This window comes from Actinophytocola sp. (assembly GCF_045807065.1).
Classification (GTDB): Bacteria; Actinomycetota; Actinomycetes; order Mycobacteriales; family Pseudonocardiaceae; genus Actinophytocola.
The window spans coordinates 1-17153 of sequence record NZ_JBJMIE010000056.1; the positions used below are offsets into that span (position 1 = coordinate 1).

Here is a 17153-nt window from a genome sequence, read left to right on the forward strand (position 1 = left end):
CAGCTCGTCGAGGCCGTCGACCAGCTCGCGGGGCGTCGACCACCGGTTGCCGACGGCCTCGACCAGCACCTGGAGCGTCTGGTCGGAGACCTTGCCGGACAGCAGGCGGGACAGCAGGTCCTCGCGGCGCGAACGCTCCGCCGACGAGTCGCCGAGCGTGCGCCGCAGCCCCGGCTCCCGGTCGAGCAGCCGCACGACCGAGAACAGCTCCGCACCGACCTGGTCGGCCGCCGGTCCACCGGCGCCGACCGCCTTCTTGAGCCGGGTCTTCACGGCGCTCGTCTGCCCGGCCGTGCCGATCACGTCGAGCAGCTTCCGCTCCGACGCGTCGAGGGCGTCCCGGCTCGCGGCGTGCAATAGCGTCATCTACTGGTCCTCAGTTCGCAGGGGCCCTAGTTCCGCGCCGAGACGGAGTCGAGGTCGTCGAGGAACCGGTCCACGGTGCCCCGCCGGCGCGCCTCGTCCTCGAGGGACTCGCCGACGACCCGGCTCGCCAGCTCGACCGCGGTGCGACCGAGGTCGGCCCGCAGCTCCGCGACGATCTGGGCACGCTGGGCCTCCAGCTGCGCGCGCCCCTGGGCCACGATCCGAGCGGCTTCGTCCTGGGCCTGGGCCCGCAGCTCCGCCTTGATGCGCTCCGCCTCCAGCCGCGCGTCGTCGCGGATCCGGGCCGACTCGGCGCGGGCCTCGGCGAGCTGCGCCTGGTAGGTCTGCAGCGCCTTCTCCGCCTCGGCCTGCGCCTCTTCGGCCTTCTTGATCCCGCCCTCGATCTTCTCGGTGCGCTCCTTGTAGAGCGCCTCGAACCTCGGGAACGCGAACTTCTGCAGCACCCACAGCAGCAGCAGGAACGCGATGAGGCCGAGGATGATCTCGGAGGGGTGTGGGATGATCGGGTTCGGCGCCTCTTCGGCGGCCCGCACGATCGCGGTGTTCAACATGGTGTCTCCCGGAGCTTCGGAAGGGTCGTGCTCAGGTGGCGGAGGCGATGAAGTAGAGCACCAGGCCGATCAGGGCGAGCACCTCGACCAGCACGAACGTCTGCCATGCGATACCCATCAGCTTGCTCTGGGCCTCCGGCTGACGGGCGGTGCCGTTGATGACGGCGGCGAAGATCAGGCCGAGGCCGACGCCCGGGCCGATCGCACCGAGGCCGTAACCGATAAGGGAAAGGCCCTTGTTCAGGTTGACGGCGTCCTGGGCAATTTGAATCGCGCTCACTTGCTTCTGTTTCCTTCCAACTCGGTCCGCGCTGGTTTTCGCGGATCGGGTGCGTGCTTTGTGTGTTGTACGAAACTCAGTGGTCTTCGGCCAGCGCGGCACCGATGTAGTTCGCCGCCAGCAACGCGAAGATGAACGCCTGCAGAACCTGGATCAGCGCCTCGACGAACGTCATCGCGATGGCGAAGGCCCACGAGACGACGGAAACGGGTTTGAGTAGGCCGCCGGCTTCGAGCAACAGGTATTCGCCGGCGAGCGTGAACACGATCAGGATGAGGTGGCCGGCGAACATCGCGGCGAAGACCCGGATCGCGTGCGTGAGCGGGTTCATGAAGAACTTCACGAACGCCTCGACCGGCACGAGCAGGATCAGCACCGGCTTCGGCACGCCCGGCGGCACGAGCTGGTGCTTGATGTGGCCGACGAACCCGTGCTTGCGGATACCGATGAAGTGCCACAGCGGGTAGACGATCAGGAGCGACAGCGCCAGCGGGAACCCGATGTGCGCCATCGTCGGGAACTGGATGAGCGGAAAGATGCCGAAGATGTTGTTCACCAGGATGAAGGTGAACAAGGTGACGATCAGCGGCACGTACGGCGCGAAATCCTTGGTACCGATCAGCTCGCGCGCGATGTTGTTCCGCCCGAAGTCGTAGACCGACTCGGCGATGAATGTGAACTTGGTCGGTACTATCCTCAGTCGCCGCGACGCCATCAGGAAGAAGGCGGCCACGATGATGACGGACAGCACCGCAAGCAGCATTGGCTTGGTGATGCCCCAAAAAATCGGTGGCAGATCGAAGTCACCCGCACCCGGCGGAACGAACTCGCCACCTTCGGCTAGCCACAGCGCCCGCAACTGGGCTCCTTCCGGTTCTCCCGGTCCGGCAGACACCGCCGCCGGGGGAATCGTCACGATCAGGACTTAACGTACCTCAGCAAGCTCGCGCACCTGACAGCGGCACCCCTTGCTCCCGAAGGGGTGCCCCAGAGCTCGTGAAGTACTCTGCGCGCACCATATCAGCCGCTTCTCGACAAGAAGGACGCGCGTACTACTTAGCGACCGGATCTACTGGTCATCGGTGTTGATGATCAAGGTCGGCAGCTTCGTGCGGCGGAACGCGACGTGGTCCATGACCGCCCAGACGATCACCACCGCCAGCATGGTGTACGCCAGCGACCTGATGTTGAACCAGTCGATCCCGCGCAGGATCACGAGCACGAGCAGCAGCAGGATCATCTTGCCGATGAACCCGCCGAGCGCGCCCGCCATCACCATCATCGGGTTGAGCGCGGCCGTCCTGCGCATCAGCCACCACGTGAACAGCGACGACGCGAACGCCACGACCGCGCCGACCAGCGCGGACACCGCGCCCTGGACGCCGTACAGCACACCGAACACGACGACCCCGACCACCGCGGTGGCCACACCCGGCCACAGCGCGTAGCGGAGCATGGCGTCCGCGAGCCGCGTCACGGCCTCGCCGTGCGTACGCGGCAGATCCGTCCTGATGCCGAGGTCCTCCGACGTCGGCTCCTTCTCCGTCTCAGTCATCTCGCCCTCAGTCTAGGTACCACCGAGACGACCAGTGCGATCAGGAGGCCGATGCCGATCCCCCACACCACGGCGAACGCGTCGAACAGGCTGAGCGCGACCGTGCCGAACGCCAGCACCGCGGCCCACAGGTAGATCAGCAGCACGGCCCTGCGCTGGGAGTGGCCGATCTCCAGCAGCCGGTGGTGCAGGTGCATCTTGTCCGCGTGGAACGGCGACAGGCCCTTGCGGGTCCGCCGGACCACGGCCATCAGCAGGTCGAGCACCGGCACGAACAGCACCGCCGCCACCACCAGCAGCGGCGAGAGCAGACCGATGGTCTCGGCGCCGTTCGGGCTGAGCACCCGGCCGGACGCCGAGGTGCTCGCGGCCGCCATCATCAGCCCGATCAGCATCGAGCCCGAGTCGCCCATGAAGATCTTGGCCGGCTGGAAGTTGTGCGGCAGGAAGCCCAGGCACGCGCCGGCGAGCGTCGCGGCGATCAGCGCGGGCGGGTAGAAGGAGACGTCGCCGCCGGACTGGTCGAGCAGGTGGAGGGAGAACGCGCAGGTCGCGACCGCGGAGATGAACCCGACGCCGGAGGCGAGCCCGTCGAGCCCGTCGACGAAGTTCATCGCGTTGACCATGGTGACCACGAGCAGGACGGTGAGGATCGCGCCCTGGTTCTGGTCGAGGACCAGGAACGACCCGCCGGACCCGTTGCCGCCCCACGGCACCCACATGATGATCCACTGCAGGCCGAGCAGCACGAGGATGCCCGCGCACGTGGTCTGCCCGGCGAACTTGGTGAGCGAGTCCAGCTCGTACCGGTCGTCGAGCATGCCGATCACCATGATCAGGCCGCCGCCGAGCAGGATCGCGACCGGGTCCAGCGAGTACTCGAACGCGCGGCGCAGCACGGGCAGCTGGTGGGCGAGCAGCATGCCGCCGCACACGCCGATGTACATGGCCATGCCGCCCATCCGCGGGATGGGGACCGTGTGCACGTCGCGCTGCCTCGGGTGGGCGACCGCGCCCCAGCGGATCGCGAGCCGCCGCACCAGGCCGGTGGAGAGGAACGTCAGGACGGCCGTCGTCAGCCCGACCAGCAGGTACTCCCGGATCGGGAGGCCGGCGGGCTGGAAGTTCTGTGCCAGGTCCACGGGTCAGTCCCTGGGGTAGGCGGGGTGGGCCGCGGTGAGCCGGCCGACCGCCGCGGCGACCTGCCCCGCCTGTGCCGGTTCGCGGATCGCGCGGCCGACGAGCCGGGCGATCTCGGCCATCTCCGGCTCGGTCATGCCCTGGGTGGTCACGCTCGGTGAGCCGACGCGGATCCCGGAGCCGACGGCCGGCGGCTCCGGGTCGAACGGGATCGCGTTCTTGTTGAGCGTGATGGTCGCGTCGCCGCAGCGCCGCTCGGCCTCGGCGCCGGTGACGTCCAACGGTCGGACGTCGAGCAGCGCGAGGTGGGTGTCGGTGCCGCCGGACACCACCCGCATGCCCTCGGCCTCCAGGCCCCTGGCGAGCGCGGCCGCGTTGGCGACGACCTGGGTGGCGTAGCCCTGGAACTCGGTGGTCGCGGCCTCCTTCAGCGCGACCGCCTTCGCCGCGACCGAGTGCATGAGCGGGCCGCCCTGGGTGAACGGGAACACGGCCTTGTCGATCGCCTTCGCGTGCTCGGCCCGGCACAGGATCGCGCCGCCGCGCGGGCCGCGCAGCACCTTGTGCGTGGTGAACGTGACGACGTCGGCGAACGGCACCGGCGAGGGGATGACCTTGCCCGCGACCAGCCCGATGAAGTGCGCGGCGTCGACCACCAGGATCGCGCCGACCTCGTCGGCGACGGCCCGGAACGCGGCGAAGTCGATCAGGCGCGGGTAGGCGGTGGCGCCCGCGATGATCATGCGTGGCCGGTGCTCCAGCGCCAGGTCGCGGACCTGGTCGTAGTCGATCAGCTCGGTGTCCTGGCGCACCCCGTAGGCGACCGGTTCGAACCAGCGGCCGGAGAGGTTGACGGGGGAACCGTGCGTGAGATGGCCCCCCTGCTTGAGGTCCATCGCCAGGACGACGTCACCCGGCTCGCAGAACGCGGCGTAGGCGGCGAGGTTGGCGGACGCGCCCGAGTGGGGCTGCAGGTTGGCGTGCTCGGCGCCGAACAGCTCCCTGGCCCGGGCGATCCCGATCTCCTCGGCGACGTCCACCCGCTCGCAGCCGCCGTAGTAGCGCCGGCCCGGGTAGCCCTCGGCGTACTTGTTGGACAGGGTCGAGCCGAGCGCGGCCAGCACCGCCGGGCTGGCGAGGTTCTCGCTGGCGATCAGCTGCAGGCCGCCGCGCAGCCGGTCCAGCTCGCCGAGCACCACGTCGGCGATCTCGGGATCCGTGCTGACCAGCGAATCGAAGTCCGGCCCCCAGAACGGCGTGTTCACCCCTGCTGCTTCTCTCTCCTGGCTCGCATTGCCGCGCCAGGCTACCCCGACCGGCGTTACCGTTCCGTAGTGACCAAGCTGAAGACCGCGGACTACGAGAAGGAACTGGCCAGGCTGCAGCTGGAGCTGGTGAAACTGCAGGACTGGGTCAAGGCGCGCGGCCTGCGCGTCGCGGTGCTCTTCGAGGGCCGGGACGCGGCCGGCAAGGGCGGCGCCATCAAACGGATCAGCGAGCCGCTGAACCCCCGGGTGTGCAGGGTCGCCGCGCTGGGCACCCCGACCGACCGCGAGAAGACCCAGTGGTACTTCCAGCGGTACGTGGCGCACCTGCCGGCGGCCGGCGAGATGGTCCTGTTCGACCGCTCCTGGTACAACCGCGCCGGCGTGGAACACGTGATGGGCTTCTGCACCGACGTCGAGTACCACGACTTCCTGAGGTCGGCGCCGGACTTCGAACGGATGCTGGTCCGCTCCGGCCTGGTCCTGGTCAAGTACTGGTTCTCGGTCTCGGACGAGGAACAGGAGCGGCGGTTCCAGGAACGCATGCGGGACCGGAGCAAGCGCTGGAAGGTCTCGCCCATGGACCTGGAGGCCAGGCGCCGCTGGTTCGACTACTCCAAGGCCAAGGACGTGATGTTCGCCCACACCGACGTCGAGGACTCGCCGTGGTGGGTGGTGGAGGCGGACTCGAAGAAGCGCGCCCGGCTGAACTGCATCTCGCACCTGCTGACCCGGATCCCCTACGAGGACGTGGATCCGCCGGTCCTGGAGCTGCCGCCCCGCGGTCCGGCGGACCCGTCCTACCAGCGCCCGCCCAGAGACTCGATGCGCTACGTCCCCGAACGCTACTGACCGAGCGCGGCGAGGAGGCGCTGCTCGATCGCCAGCTGGCCGTCCTCGTTCGGGTGGAACCGCTCGGCGTCGTCGCCCGCGAGGGGATCGAAGTAGGACTGGCGCCGGACCGGGCAGGCTTGGGCGGCACCGCGATGTCCGTGGCGCACGCCGGCACGGCGGTGCCGGCGGGAACCGCAACGTACGGGGCGAACGCGACGGCCGCGAGTGGGCGTGCCAATGGCCCACGCCGGAAACCGCCTGACCGGTCTATCGTCGAATCGCTTGGTGTACATGGTTTCCTCGTCCTTCCGGATCTCGGCTCCTTCCGCGATCCAGTAGGGCGCGGGGATTGAGGACCACCAACACCGGCGCGACCGCGGTGGCCGACTGGTCAGAAAACACCGCGGCGCGGAGCGTTCGGCCAGTTGATCGGGGGCACCGCGATGTTCGACCCGCTCGTGGGGAGCGATCCGGTGGAGGCCGGTCCGTACCGGCTGTCCGCCCGCATCGGCGGGGGCGGGATGGGTCGGGTGTACCTGGCGTACACGCCCGGCGGGCGGGCCGTCGCGGTCAAGGTGGTGCGCCCGGAGCTGGCCGAGGACCCCGAGTTCCGGCGCCGGTTCCGGCAGGAGGTCGATGCGGCGCGACGGGTTCGGGGGATGTTCACCGCCGAGCTCGTCGACGCGGACCCGGACGGGGAGCCACCCTGGCTCGCCACCGCCTACGTGCCCGGGCTGTCGCTGCAGGACGCCGTGACGCGGCACGGGCCGCTGCCTACCCGGAGCGTGCGGTTGCTGGTGGCGGGGGTGGCCGAGGCGTTGCAGTCGGTGCACGCGGCCGGCATCGTGCACCGGGACCTCAAGCCCGCCAACGTGTTGCTCGCGCCGGACGGGCCGAGGGTGATCGACTTCGGCATCGCCCGCGCGGTCGACGCCACGACCCTCACGCGGACCGGCGTGACCGTCGGCTCACCGCGGTTCATGTCGCCGGAGCACGCCAGCCGCGGGGAGCTGACCGCGGCCGCGGACGTGTTCGCCCTCGGTGCGCTCGCCGTGTTCGCCGCGACCGGGCACAGCCCGTTCGGCGAGGGGCCGGACGCGGCCGTGCTGTACCGGGTGGTCAACGAGCCGCCGGACCTCGACGGGCTCGACTCCGCGCTGCGTGAGCTGGCCGAGGCGTGCCTGGACAAGGACCCCGCGCGACGGCCCGCCCTCGACGAGGTCATCCGCGTGTGCGGGGCCGAGCGCGCCACCGACGGCTGGCTGCCCGCGCCGCTCGACCACGAGACCCGCCAGCGCACCGCGCCAGCCGCGCCGCGCCCCACCCCGCCGCGCGACCGCAGGACCGGCCCGACGGTCGCGGTCGCGGTCGTGGTGGTGGTGCTCGGGCTGGCGGCCTGGCTGCTGACCCGATCGCACCAGGTCGGCGGTGCCGCGGTCGCGGCGCAGGGCATCACCACCAGCCGTGCGCCGACCACCACGACGACCACGACCACGACCACGACCAGCAGCAGCGCTCCCCCGGTCGTCACGACGACGCCGCCCGGCGTCACCACCAGCGCCGTCGCCGCTCCGAAGCCGCGGGAGCTGCTCGGGGCGCCGGACTGGGACGGCTACTGCTCGGCCACCGGGCAGGGCAGGGCCGAGCTGAAGGGGCTTGGCGCCTACAGCTGGCACTGCAGCGGGGACAACGGCATCGGCGACGACGGCGACGCGGTGTGCGACTGGACCTACCAGACGCAGACGACCAACCGGATCAGGAACTTCAACGACCCGAACTCGTGGGAGTGCTGGCGGGCGACCGCGAAGCTGGGACCGCTCGACTTCAACGCCTACTGCGTGCTGCTCGGCCACGCGGGTGCGCGGTACGACGGGGACGGCACCGCGTACGGGTGGCACTGCATCGGCGACACGGCCGGGCTCGACGCGCAGGACGCGTGCCGGCAGCTGTACGGGAGCGATCCGCCGATCAGCCGCTTCCAGAACTTCTACGACAAGGACTCCTGGGAGTGCTGGGGGTGAGCCGTGGGACGGCGTGAGCTGCCGGTCACCGGGACGGGACCGGTCGAGGCGTTCGCCCAGGCGCTGCGGCTGCTGCGGGTGCGGGCGGGCACGCCGAGCTACCGGCTGCTGTCACGCAAGGCCGGCTACTCGGCGTCGGCGTTGTCGGCGGCGGCGAGCGGGGCGGCGCTGCCGTCACTGGACCTGGCGCTGGCGTACGCCGGGGCCTGCGGCGGTGACCCGGAGGAGTGGGCGGCCCGTTGGCACGCGGCCGCCGACCAGGCCGCGCCCCCGCCGACACCCGCGCCGCCGGCTGCCCGGCCACCCGCTGCTCGACCGTCCGTGCCCGGCGAGCCCGCTCCTCGACCCCCCGCTCCACCACAACCCGCTCCACCACAACCAGTTTCTCCACACCCAGTTTCTCCACAGCCCGTTTCTCCGGCGGCCGGCCTCGCTCAGCCCGCTCCTCCACCGGCCGGTCCGGTGTTCGAACCACTCACCCCCGAGGACCCGGCCCGCGCGGGCCGCTATCGGCTTCGCGCGCGGATCGGGGCGGGCAGCACCGGACGGGTGTACCTCGCCTACACCGACGCCGGCCGCGCCGTGGCGGTCAAGATCGTGCGCCCCGAGCTGGCGGAGGACGGTGAGTTCCGGCGGCGCTTCGAACGCGAGGTCGCCGCCGCGCGGCAGGTGCACAGCCTGTTCACCGCGCAGGTCCTCGATGCCGACGTGCGGGCCGCCCGGCCCTGGCTGGCCGCGACCTACGTGCCCGGTCCCTCGCTGCACGAGGCCGTCACCAGACACGGCCCGCTGCCCGTCGAGTCGCTCTGGCTGCTCGTCGCCGGGATCGCGGAGGCCCTGCAGACGGTCCAGCGAGCCGGCCTCGTGCACCGGGACATCAAGCCCTCCAACGTCCTGCTCGCCGCGGACGGCCCGCGGCTGATCGACTTCGGCATCGCCCACGTGAGTGACGCCACCACGATCACGCGAACGGGGATCACGCTGGGTGTGCCGCAGTTCATGGCGCCCGAGCACGTCCTCGGCAGGCCGCTCACGTTCGCCGCGGACGTGTTCGCGCTCGGCTCGCTCGCGGCGTACGCGGCCACCGGCGAGTCGCCGTTCGGCAGCGGCGTCGACACCGCGGTGCTGTACCGGGTCGTGCACGAGCCGCCGTCGCTGGGCGGGGTGCCGGGCGAGCTGCGCGACCTGGTCGCGGCGTGCCTGGCCAAGGAGCCGGCGCGCCGGCCGGGGCTGGCCGACGTCATCGGCGAGTGCCGGCGGCGGAGCGAGGGCACGTCGCTGAGGATCACGAGCGGTTGGCTGCCGCCGGCGCACGCCGAGGAGATCCGCCGCCGGGCCGCGGCGACCGCGTGAGTCCGGTGCGCGTACCCGGCAGCACCAGGCCGGCGACCGCCGCGGCGAGCCCGAGCACGCCGGACACGACCATCGCCGGCACGAACCCGTCGGTGAAGGTCCCGGCCGTGCCGTAGCCGCCCGTCGCGGCGAACACGGCGCCGAGGACGGCCACCCCGAACGCACCCCCGAGCTGGCGGAAGGTGCTGAACGTGCCGGACGCCTTCGCGAGGTCCGCCAGCGCGACCTGGCTGACCACCGCACGCGTCATCGCCGGGACCCCGAGGGTGAGGCCCAGACCGACGAGGGTCAACGGCCCGACCAGCGTCCAGTACGCCGCCGACGGCGACGCGACCGACGCCAGCCACCCGAGCCCCAGAGCCATCGCGAGCGAGCCGCCGACGATCAGCGCCCGCTCCCCGAACCGGTCCGCGAGCGCACCGGCCCGAGGCGCGAGCACCAGCGGCACGACACCGACCGGCAGCAACCGCAGCCCGGCGAACAGCGCCCCGTACCCGCCCGCCACCTGGAAGAACTGGGCGACGAAGAAGAGCGAGCCGGTCAACGCGGCGTTGAGGAGGAAGATCGCGGCGTTGCCCGAGGAGAACGTCCGCGACGCGAACAGCCGCGGCGGCAGCATCGGCGCGGCCACCCGCCGCTCGACCGCCACGAACCCGACCCCGGCGACGAGACCGGCGACCAGCGGCACGAGTGTCTCCGCACTGGTCCAGCCGGCCGAGTTGCCGCGCACCAACGCCCACACCAGACCGAACGCCGCGACCGCGCCCGTGACGATCCCCGGCAGGTCGAGCGCGGTCCTGGTCCCTCGGCTCTCCGGCGTCCGCATGAGCACCAGCGGGATCGCGACCAGCCCGATCGGCACGTTCAGCCAGAAGATCCACTCCCAGGCGATGCCCTGGGTGACGGCCCCGCCGACGACCGGCCCGACGACGGCAGCGAGCCCCGTGACGCCGCCGTAGATCCCGGTCGCCCACCCCCGCCGTTCCGGTGGGAACGCCGCGTTCATCAGCGCCAGCGCCAGCGGCATGACCAACGCCGCCCCGGCGCCCTGGCACGCACGCGCGGCGACGAGCGCGCCGACCGACGGAGCGAGCGCGCACGCCGCCGACGCCACGGCGAACACCCCGAGGCCGACGACGAACCCCAGCCGCCGCCCGAGGAGGTCGCCGACGGCCGCCCCGGTCATCAGCAGCACCGCGAAGCTGAGCGTGTACGCGTTGACCGTCCATTCGAGCGCCTCGAGCGAGGCGCCCAGGTCGCGCTGGATCGTGGGCAACGCGGTGACCACGACGAGCATGTCGAGCACCACCATGAAGGACGCGAGCGCGCTGAGCCCCAGGACCCACCGCTGCGTTGAAGTCGTCATGCCCGTACCGACACCGCGGCGGCGCGGATCTGGTCGCCGCCCAGATCCCGGCTCGGGTGGTGTCATAACAGACGTGACCGATCAACTGGTGTCGCTGGCGCGGACCGGCGACGAGGAGGCCTTCCGCGCGCTCGTCGAGCCGCACCGCGGGGAACTGCACGTGCACTGCTACCGCATGCTCGGCTCGGTCCAGGACGCGGAGGACGTGTTGCAGGAGACGCTGGTCGCGGCCTGGCGGGGGCTCGACCGGTTCGAGGGCAGGTCCGGCGTGCGCACGTGGCTGTACCGGATCGCCACCAACCGCTGCCTCAACTGGCTGCGCGACGGTGAGCGGCGGCCGAGGACGGTGCCGCCGACGGCCGTTCCGTTCCCCGAGCCGACCCGGACGGTCGAGCCGATGTGGCTCCAGCCGTACCCGGACGCGCTGCTCGACGGCCTTCCCGAGACCGAACCCGGGCCGGAGGCGCGGTACGAGCGGCGGGAGGCGATCTCACTGGCGTTCGTCACCGCGACGCAGTCGCTGCCGCCCCGCCAGCGTGCCGTGCTCGTGCTGCGGGACGTGCTCGGCTTCCGGGCGGCCGAGGTGGCCGGCATGCTCGACACCACCGAGGACTCGGTGACCAGCGCGCTCAAGCGGGCCAGGGCCGGGCTGCCGGCGACCGACCGGGACCGCACGCCGCTGCCCGACTCGGTCGCCGAACGCGCCGTCGCCGCCCGGTTCGCCGACGCGATCGAGAGCGGCGACGTCGACGGGCTCGTCGCCATGCTCACGGACGACGCCTGGCTGACCATGCCGCCGCTGCCGCTGGCGTACCGGGGGCCGGCCGTCATCGCGAACTTCATGCGCACCGTCGGTTTCCGCGGCGGCCACCGCCGCTACCGCCTCGTGCCGGCCGCCGCCAACCGCCAGCCGTGCTGGGGCTGTTACTTCAGCGACGACGGCGATCCGGTGTGGCGGGCGCACGGCGTGCAGGTGGTCACCGTCGCCGGGGACCGGATCAGCGCGATGACCCGGTTCGTCGACAACAGCGTCCTGTCGTTCTTCGGCCTGCCCCGGACACTGCCCTGACCCGGACATGCCCCGACGCGGATGTTGCCCCGACCCGCGGCTACGGGCTGGAGCCGGCCACCATCGCGTCGTAGACGGGTTTCATCCGGGACCACTGCCGGTCCGGGCTCGAGGCGAAGACGAAGTACTCGACGCCGTCGACGAGCCAGTACAGGGCGTGCACCCGCTGCACCCCGCCCCCGTCCCGCTGCACGAACTCCCACTCCACGGCCTTGTGGCCGCCGTACGTGGCGCTGTTCAGGTCGACCCGGTGGTAGCCGGTGGTGCGGCCGGCGAAGTTCTGCTCGTAGGCCACGTGCGTGGCGACGATGTCGTCCGACTGCGCCGTGGCGCCGCCGTAGCCCACGACCCGGCTGGGGTCGGCGGGGTCGACGGCACGCATCGCGCCCGGCTGGCCGGCGGCGACGGTCTGCCACCCGAGCGGAATGACCGTGCCCATGCCGGCCGGGCCCTGGACCCGCTGGAAGCCGGGCGGGGCGGAGCTCACCGTGGTGATCTCGGGCTTGGGGTAGGTGTCGTCGGAGATGTAGGAGGTCTGGTCGCCGGTACTCGTGACGTCGGTCTTGGGCATGGTCAGCAGCACCACGCCGACCACGGCGCTCGCCGCCAGGTAGGCAGCCGCGAACGCCCACGCGACCGAGCGTGAGCTGAGTGACCGGACGCTCGTCACCACTTTCACCTCTGCAACCCCCCGACACGGGCCTACTGAGAGTAACCTGCCCGTCGAGGTGATCCAATGCTTCGGACGTGGCAGGACGTGATCGTCAAGTGGCGACTCCTGCCGGAGGACCTGCCCGCGGACGAGCGCGAGGCTCGGACGCACACGCGTCGTGGCCGCTCAGCGCTGGTCGACGGACGGCTCGACGAGGCCCTCGCGGAGTTCGAGGCCGCGGCCAGCCTACGCCCGGATCCACTCGATCGGGTGGGTGTCGGTGACGTGCACCTCGCCCGTGGGGGCTGGCGAACGGCCGAGGAGAACTACCGGGTGGCGCTGCTCAGCGGCGGGGTGGGCGCCCTGCTCGCGCAGCTGGGTCTCGCGCTGGTGAAGATCGGCCAGGGCAACGCGGCGGGCGCGGTCGCGGACCTCGAGCTGCTGGTCGCGGACCGCCCGAACGACCCGACGCTGCGGTACTACCTCGCGAGCGCCTGGTACTCGGCCGCGGAGCAGTGCCGGTCGCGAACGGCCGACGACGTCCTGGTGATCACCAGCGAGGAGCAGCTGCGCATCTGCCACGCCGCGGCCAGACGCATCCTGTCCCTCAGGACGGCCGACGAGGAGCTGGAACGCGGCGCCGAACAGCTGCTCGCGGAGGTCGAGGCCGGCCGCCGGTGGACGTGGGCGCCGGAGGGCATCGCCGTCAGCCTGGCCGTCCTGACCGTGGCGCTGGGCATGATCACGGTGGTGGCGGGCGGCCTGCTCAACAACGTCGCCCTGGTCGTCGTCGGCGTCATCGCGGGCGCGGCCCTGCTGTACGGCATCGTGTACCGCTTCCGGAAGCAGACCTGGCGGCGGCGCGCGGACGAGATGGCCCCCCACATCCTCAAACAGGGTCTGTAGCTAGAGTTCCGCGATGTGAGTGTGGTCTACGACTGCGGGCGTTCCCCGGATCGTGAGGACGGGCTGGCCGCCGCCGCCGGCGCGGTGCGGGCCGGACGGCTCGTGGTGATCCCGACCGACACGGTCTACGGCATCGGCGCGGACGCGTTCTCGTCATCGGCGGTGCGGGCGCTGCTCGCCGCCAAGAACCGGGGGCCGGACATGCCGGTCGGCGTGCTGGTCGGCTCGTGGTCGACGATCGACGGCCTGGTCCTGTCCGTGCCGCGCCCCGCTCGACTGCTCATCGAGGCCTTCTGGCCGGGCGACGTGTCGATCGTGCTGCCGCACGCGCCGTCGCTGTCGTGGGACCTCGGCGACAACGGCGGCACGGTGATGCTGCGCATGCCGCTGCACCCCGTCGCGATCGAGCTGCTGCGCGAGGTCGGACCGATGGCGGTGTCGTCGGCCAACGTGTCCGGCCAACCGCCCGCCACCAGCGCGGAGCAGGCCCGCGACCAGCTCGGCGAGTCGGTGTCGGTCTACCTCGACGGCGGCCCGTCCGGTGACCCGGTCCCCTCCACGATCGTGGACCTCTCCGGCGACGGGCCGGTGGTCCTGCGCGAGGGCGCCGTGTCCACCGCCGCGATCGCCGAGGCACTCGGCGAAGAGGTCCGCACCCGCTGACTCAGCACCTGAGCACGCGGGCCAGCCGCTCGCCGAAATCGGCGTCGAGCACCCCGTCTCTGCTGATCGCGCTGGCAATCCCCTGGCGGAAGAGCTTGCTGAACTCGACGTAGTGACACGTGACGGGCCGCAGCCGGGCGGCGTTGAGGGCGCGCTGTATCTCCTCCGCGTCGGGTCGCCTCGAGTTGTCCAGTGCGGTCTGCCGGGTGGGGACGAACCCGCCGACCTCGGAGAGGATCGTCTCGCTGGCGGCGCTGGTGAGGAACTGGGCCAGCGCCTGAGCGGCCCGCGGCTTGTCCGTGTTGGCCGAGACCGCCAGGTCCTGACCACCCAGCACCGTGCCGCTCTCGGGGGCGACGGCCTTGAAGGGCACCTTGTCACCGACGGCGTCCCGGGCCACCGGCCAGTTGCGCATGAACACGGTCTGGTGTTCGGCGAACGCCTGCGCCGCCGCCGCGACGGTGTCTCCCCCCTTGTTCCGGACCACCTCCGGGTCCTTGGCGGCCGCCGCGAGCTGTTCGATGCCGTCCCGGTCCTGCGCGCTGAACTCGACCTCGGTGCCCTGCGCGTTCATCGCCACCTGGCCGTTGGGGTCGACGAACTGACCGCCGGTGGCCCACATGGCGTCCAACGCGGAGATGGTGAGCATTTCATCGTTTGCCTGGAGCTCGGCGCCGGTGGCCGCCGTGATGTGCGGATCACTGGCTCGCGCGACACCAGCGGCGGTCTTCGCGCCGACGCCCATGTAATCCTCCCAGGACTTCGGTTCCGCCACCCCCGGAATATCGGTGCGGTAATAGATCAGGCCGACATCCGAGTTGAGCGGAAGAGCCCACAACTTCGCGTCCTCGTCCTCCGCGGTCTTGAGGATCTTGTCCACGAAATCGCCGAGATCCCGCTGCGACAACGCGGCCTCGTCCAACTGGCGGATGTAGCCGCGCTGAATGAACTCCCGCATCCACACTATGTCGAGGACATAGAGGTCCGCCTTGTGCCGGCCGCCGGATTTGGCGTCATTCACCAGCCGCTCGTGCTGCGCGTCGCTGTTCAGCGGCGCGGTCTCGATGCGGGCGTGGTTGTCGGGGTGCAGCCGGTTCCACTGGTCGACGACCATCTGCCGCGCGTTCGCCCTGTCGGACGGGGAGGCCGCCATGATCACCAGATCCCCCGGCTCCAGACCGGTCGGCGCGGCCCGCATGGCCACGCCCGCCGCGACGACAGCACCCGCGGTGACGACGACACCGACCAGGCGCAGCGGCTTTCGCAGGCTCGACCACAGCTCTGGCAGTTTGAGATCGATGTCCTCTTTGGTCAGTTTCCACACGCTCTTGACGTAGTTGGGCAGATAATTGACGCACAGCCCGGAAAGCAGTCCCATGACCCCCAGGGTGAGCAGGTGCAATATCGACCACACGCGCCAGTCGAGGTCGATGTTGGTGGCCAGTATCGCCACTCCCGACGTGAGCACCACGGTGACGATCACACCGACGACGATCAGGCTGAGCCGGACGCCCGAACTCGGCGAAACCCCAGTATTCCCCATCACTCACCTGCCATGATCCATGATTAGGCAGAGCGCCCCCAGGCGAGTCATGATAATCCCGGAACAGCGGCGAAAGAATCACGCTTTCGGGTATTTTCAGGAACGATATGCGGTGGCGAAGCGGGGGCGCCGGGACAGGTCTGCGTGGTCGGCCACCCCCGTGAGGACCTTGCGGGTGGAGAGGAGGGCCGGGACCGCGTCGCCCTGGGTGTCGTCGTGCTCGATGCCCACCGCGCCGCCCGGACGGAGCAGGCGGGCCGCCAGGTTGACGACGTGCCTGATCACCGCGAGACCGTCGGCGCCCGCGAAGACCGCCGCGAACGGGTCGTGCTCGCCGACCTCCGGGGGGACGGGCGTGTCCACCGGGACGTACGGCGGGTTGCACAGCACCAGGTCGACCTGCGCGTCCAGCTCCGTGAGCAGGGACGGGTCGGTGACGTCCCCGGCGTGCAGGCGCACACCCGAGTCGCCCAGGTTCCTGCGGGCCCAGGCCAGCGCCGTCGGGTCCACCTCGACCGCGTGGACGACCGCGTCCGGGCGGGCCGTCGCGACCGCCAGCGCCAGGGCACCCGAGCCCGTGCACAGGTCGACGACGACCGGCGCCACCCGCCCGGCCAGCACCCCGAGGCCCCACTCGAGCAGCAGCTCGGTCTCGGGGCGGGGGACGAACACGCCCGGCCCGACGTGCACCGTCACCGGACCCAGCGCGGCCCAGCCCAGCAGGTGCTGCAGCGGCACCCGCTTCGCGCGCTCGCGCACCAGCCCCGCGATCGCGTCCACCACCTGGCGGTCCACCATCGGGGTCAGAAGCAGCTTCCCGCGTGGCACGTCCAGCACGTGCGCGGCGATCAGCTCGGCGTCCGCGCGTGGTGAGGCCACTCCGGCGTCGGCCAGGACTCGCTCCGCCTCCATGATGGCCAGGCGGAGTGGCTGACGGGTCACGCCGTCCCCCCGCGGGGTCGGTGACAGGGTCCGCCGGCGTGGTGGTGCCGATGGTTCGCTACGCGGGCTCCGCTCACGGAGACAGCCTGTCACGCACTCTGGTGAGCGGCGAGTCGTTCGTCGCGGTCGGCGATGGCCAGGGCGTCCAGCACGCCGTCCAACTCGCCGTTCAGCACCTGGTCGAGGTTGTAGGCCTTGTAGTTCACCCGGTGGTCGGAGATGCGGTTCTCCGGGAAGTTGTACGTCCTGATCCGCTCCGAGCGGTCGACCGTGCGGACCTGGCTGCGCCGGGCGTCCGAGGCCTGCTTCGCCGCCTCCTCCTCGGCCAGCGCGGCCAGGCGGGCGCGGAGCACCTGCATCGCCCGGGTCTTGTTCTGCAGCTGGCTGCGCTCGTTCTGGCAGGAGACCACGATGCCGGTCGGCAGGTGGGTGATGCGCACGGCCGAGTCGGTCGTGTTGACGCTCTGCCCGCCCTTGCCCGACGAGCGGAACACGTCGATGCGCAGGTCCTTCTCGGGGATCTCCACGTCCTCGACCGCGTCCGGCACGTCCGGGTACACCAGCACGCCGGCCGCCGAGGTGTGGATGCGGCCCTGCGACTCGGTGGCCGGGACGCGCTGCACGCG

At 71.3% G+C, this 17153-nt stretch carries 18 protein-coding genes and 1 pseudogene; 6 read left to right on the forward strand and 13 right to left on the reverse strand.

Annotation, left to right across the window (positions count from 1 at the left end; genetic code table 11):
* The 7 genes and pseudogenes from ACJ73U_RS03220 to glyA all read right to left on the reverse strand — a co-directional run.
* Positions 1-366, reverse strand: a pseudogene (locus ACJ73U_RS03220) (hypothetical protein); the annotation flags it as partial.
* Between the two features lie 26 nt (positions 367-392).
* Positions 393-938 carry a F0F1 ATP synthase subunit B gene (locus tag ACJ73U_RS03225; RefSeq protein WP_407775986.1) on the reverse strand — a complete coding sequence of 182 codons (546 nt, stop codon included), beginning with the start codon at positions 936-938 and terminating at the stop codon, positions 393-395.
* Between the two features lie 31 nt (positions 939-969).
* Positions 970-1218 carry an ATP F0F1 synthase subunit C gene (locus tag ACJ73U_RS03230; protein WP_407775987.1) on the reverse strand — a complete coding sequence of 83 codons (249 nt, stop codon included), beginning with the start codon at positions 1216-1218 and terminating at the stop codon, positions 970-972.
* Between the two features lie 76 nt (positions 1219-1294).
* On the reverse strand, positions 1295-2077 hold the full coding sequence (gene atpB / locus ACJ73U_RS03235; RefSeq protein WP_407776003.1) for a F0F1 ATP synthase subunit A: 783 nt from the start codon (positions 2075-2077) through the stop codon (positions 1295-1297).
* A 210-nt stretch (positions 2078-2287) separates the two neighbouring features.
* The gene (locus tag ACJ73U_RS03240) at positions 2288-2773 is read right to left on the reverse strand and encodes a hypothetical protein (protein ID WP_407775988.1); all 486 of its coding nucleotides are present in this window, start codon (positions 2771-2773) and stop codon (positions 2288-2290) included.
* A complete protein-coding gene (locus ACJ73U_RS03245; RefSeq protein WP_407775989.1) occupies positions 2770-3915 on the reverse strand; it encodes a glycosyltransferase family 4 protein in 1146 nt (381 codons plus the stop codon). The genes ACJ73U_RS03240 and ACJ73U_RS03245 overlap by 4 nt, the downstream gene beginning before the upstream one ends.
* A 3-nt stretch (positions 3916-3918) precedes the next feature.
* Positions 3919-5178, reverse strand: coding sequence for a serine hydroxymethyltransferase (gene glyA / locus ACJ73U_RS03250; protein WP_407775990.1), 1260 nt, complete (start codon positions 5176-5178; stop codon positions 3919-3921).
* Positions 5179-5247: 69 nt separating this feature from the next.
* Between glyA and ppk2 the strand changes: the two genes are divergently transcribed.
* Complete coding sequence (gene ppk2 / locus ACJ73U_RS03255; RefSeq protein ID WP_407775991.1) at positions 5248-6030, forward strand: polyphosphate kinase 2; 783 nt, start codon at positions 5248-5250, stop codon at positions 6028-6030.
* On the opposite strand, the gene ACJ73U_RS03260 is transcribed toward ppk2, so the two are convergent.
* Positions 6024-6179: a hypothetical protein gene (locus tag ACJ73U_RS03260; RefSeq protein WP_407775992.1), complete on the reverse strand. Its 156-nt coding sequence runs from the start codon at positions 6177-6179 to the stop codon at positions 6024-6026. The two genes, ppk2 and ACJ73U_RS03260, sit on opposite strands and share 7 nt — an antisense overlap.
* A gap of 258 nt (positions 6180-6437) precedes the next feature.
* On the opposite strand from ACJ73U_RS03260, the gene ACJ73U_RS03265 reads away from it, so the two are divergent.
* Positions 6438-8033 carry a serine/threonine-protein kinase gene (locus ACJ73U_RS03265; RefSeq protein WP_407775993.1) on the forward strand — a complete coding sequence of 532 codons (1596 nt, stop codon included), beginning with the start codon at positions 6438-6440 and terminating at the stop codon, positions 8031-8033.
* A gap of 3 nt (positions 8034-8036) precedes the next feature.
* A complete protein-coding gene (locus tag ACJ73U_RS03270) occupies positions 8037-9386 on the forward strand; it encodes a serine/threonine-protein kinase (RefSeq protein ID WP_407775994.1) in 1350 nt (449 codons plus the stop codon).
* Here the strand turns inward: ACJ73U_RS03270 and ACJ73U_RS03275 are convergent.
* On the reverse strand, positions 9319-10752 hold the full coding sequence (locus tag ACJ73U_RS03275; protein WP_407775995.1) for an MFS transporter: 1434 nt from the start codon (positions 10750-10752) through the stop codon (positions 9319-9321). The two genes, ACJ73U_RS03270 and ACJ73U_RS03275, sit on opposite strands and share 68 nt — an antisense overlap.
* Before the next feature lie 73 nt (positions 10753-10825).
* Between ACJ73U_RS03275 and ACJ73U_RS03280 the strand changes: the two genes are divergently transcribed.
* Positions 10826-11821, forward strand: coding sequence for a sigma-70 family RNA polymerase sigma factor (locus ACJ73U_RS03280; RefSeq protein WP_407775996.1), 996 nt, complete (start codon positions 10826-10828; stop codon positions 11819-11821).
* A gap of 40 nt (positions 11822-11861) precedes the next feature.
* Here the strand turns inward: ACJ73U_RS03280 and ACJ73U_RS03285 are convergent, their stop codons facing one another.
* On the reverse strand, positions 11862-12491 hold the full coding sequence (locus ACJ73U_RS03285) for a hypothetical protein (protein ID WP_407775997.1): 630 nt from the start codon (positions 12489-12491) through the stop codon (positions 11862-11864).
* 66 nt (positions 12492-12557) lie between these two features.
* Between ACJ73U_RS03285 and ACJ73U_RS03290 the strand changes: the two genes are divergently transcribed.
* Positions 12558-13379, forward strand: coding sequence for a hypothetical protein (locus tag ACJ73U_RS03290; protein WP_407775998.1), 822 nt, complete (start codon positions 12558-12560; stop codon positions 13377-13379).
* 15 nt (positions 13380-13394) lie between these two features.
* Positions 13395-14042, forward strand: coding sequence for an L-threonylcarbamoyladenylate synthase (locus tag ACJ73U_RS03295; RefSeq protein ID WP_407775999.1), 648 nt, complete (start codon positions 13395-13397; stop codon positions 14040-14042).
* A 1-nt stretch (position 14043) separates the two neighbouring features.
* Here ACJ73U_RS03295 and ACJ73U_RS03300 read toward each other — a convergent pair whose 3' ends face one another.
* The 3 genes from ACJ73U_RS03300 to ACJ73U_RS03310 form a co-directional block, all read right to left on the reverse strand.
* Positions 14044-15525, reverse strand: coding sequence for an extracellular solute-binding protein (locus ACJ73U_RS03300; protein WP_407776000.1), 1482 nt, complete (start codon positions 15523-15525; stop codon positions 14044-14046).
* A gap of 156 nt (positions 15526-15681) precedes the next feature.
* Entirely contained in the window at positions 15682-16527 is an 846-nt protein-coding gene (gene prmC / locus ACJ73U_RS03305; RefSeq protein ID WP_407776001.1) for a peptide chain release factor N(5)-glutamine methyltransferase, read from the reverse strand.
* 89 nt (positions 16528-16616) lie between these two features.
* On the reverse strand, positions 16617-17153 hold a 537-nt coding region (locus tag ACJ73U_RS03310), incomplete at its 5' end, for a peptide chain release factor-like protein (RefSeq protein ID WP_407776002.1).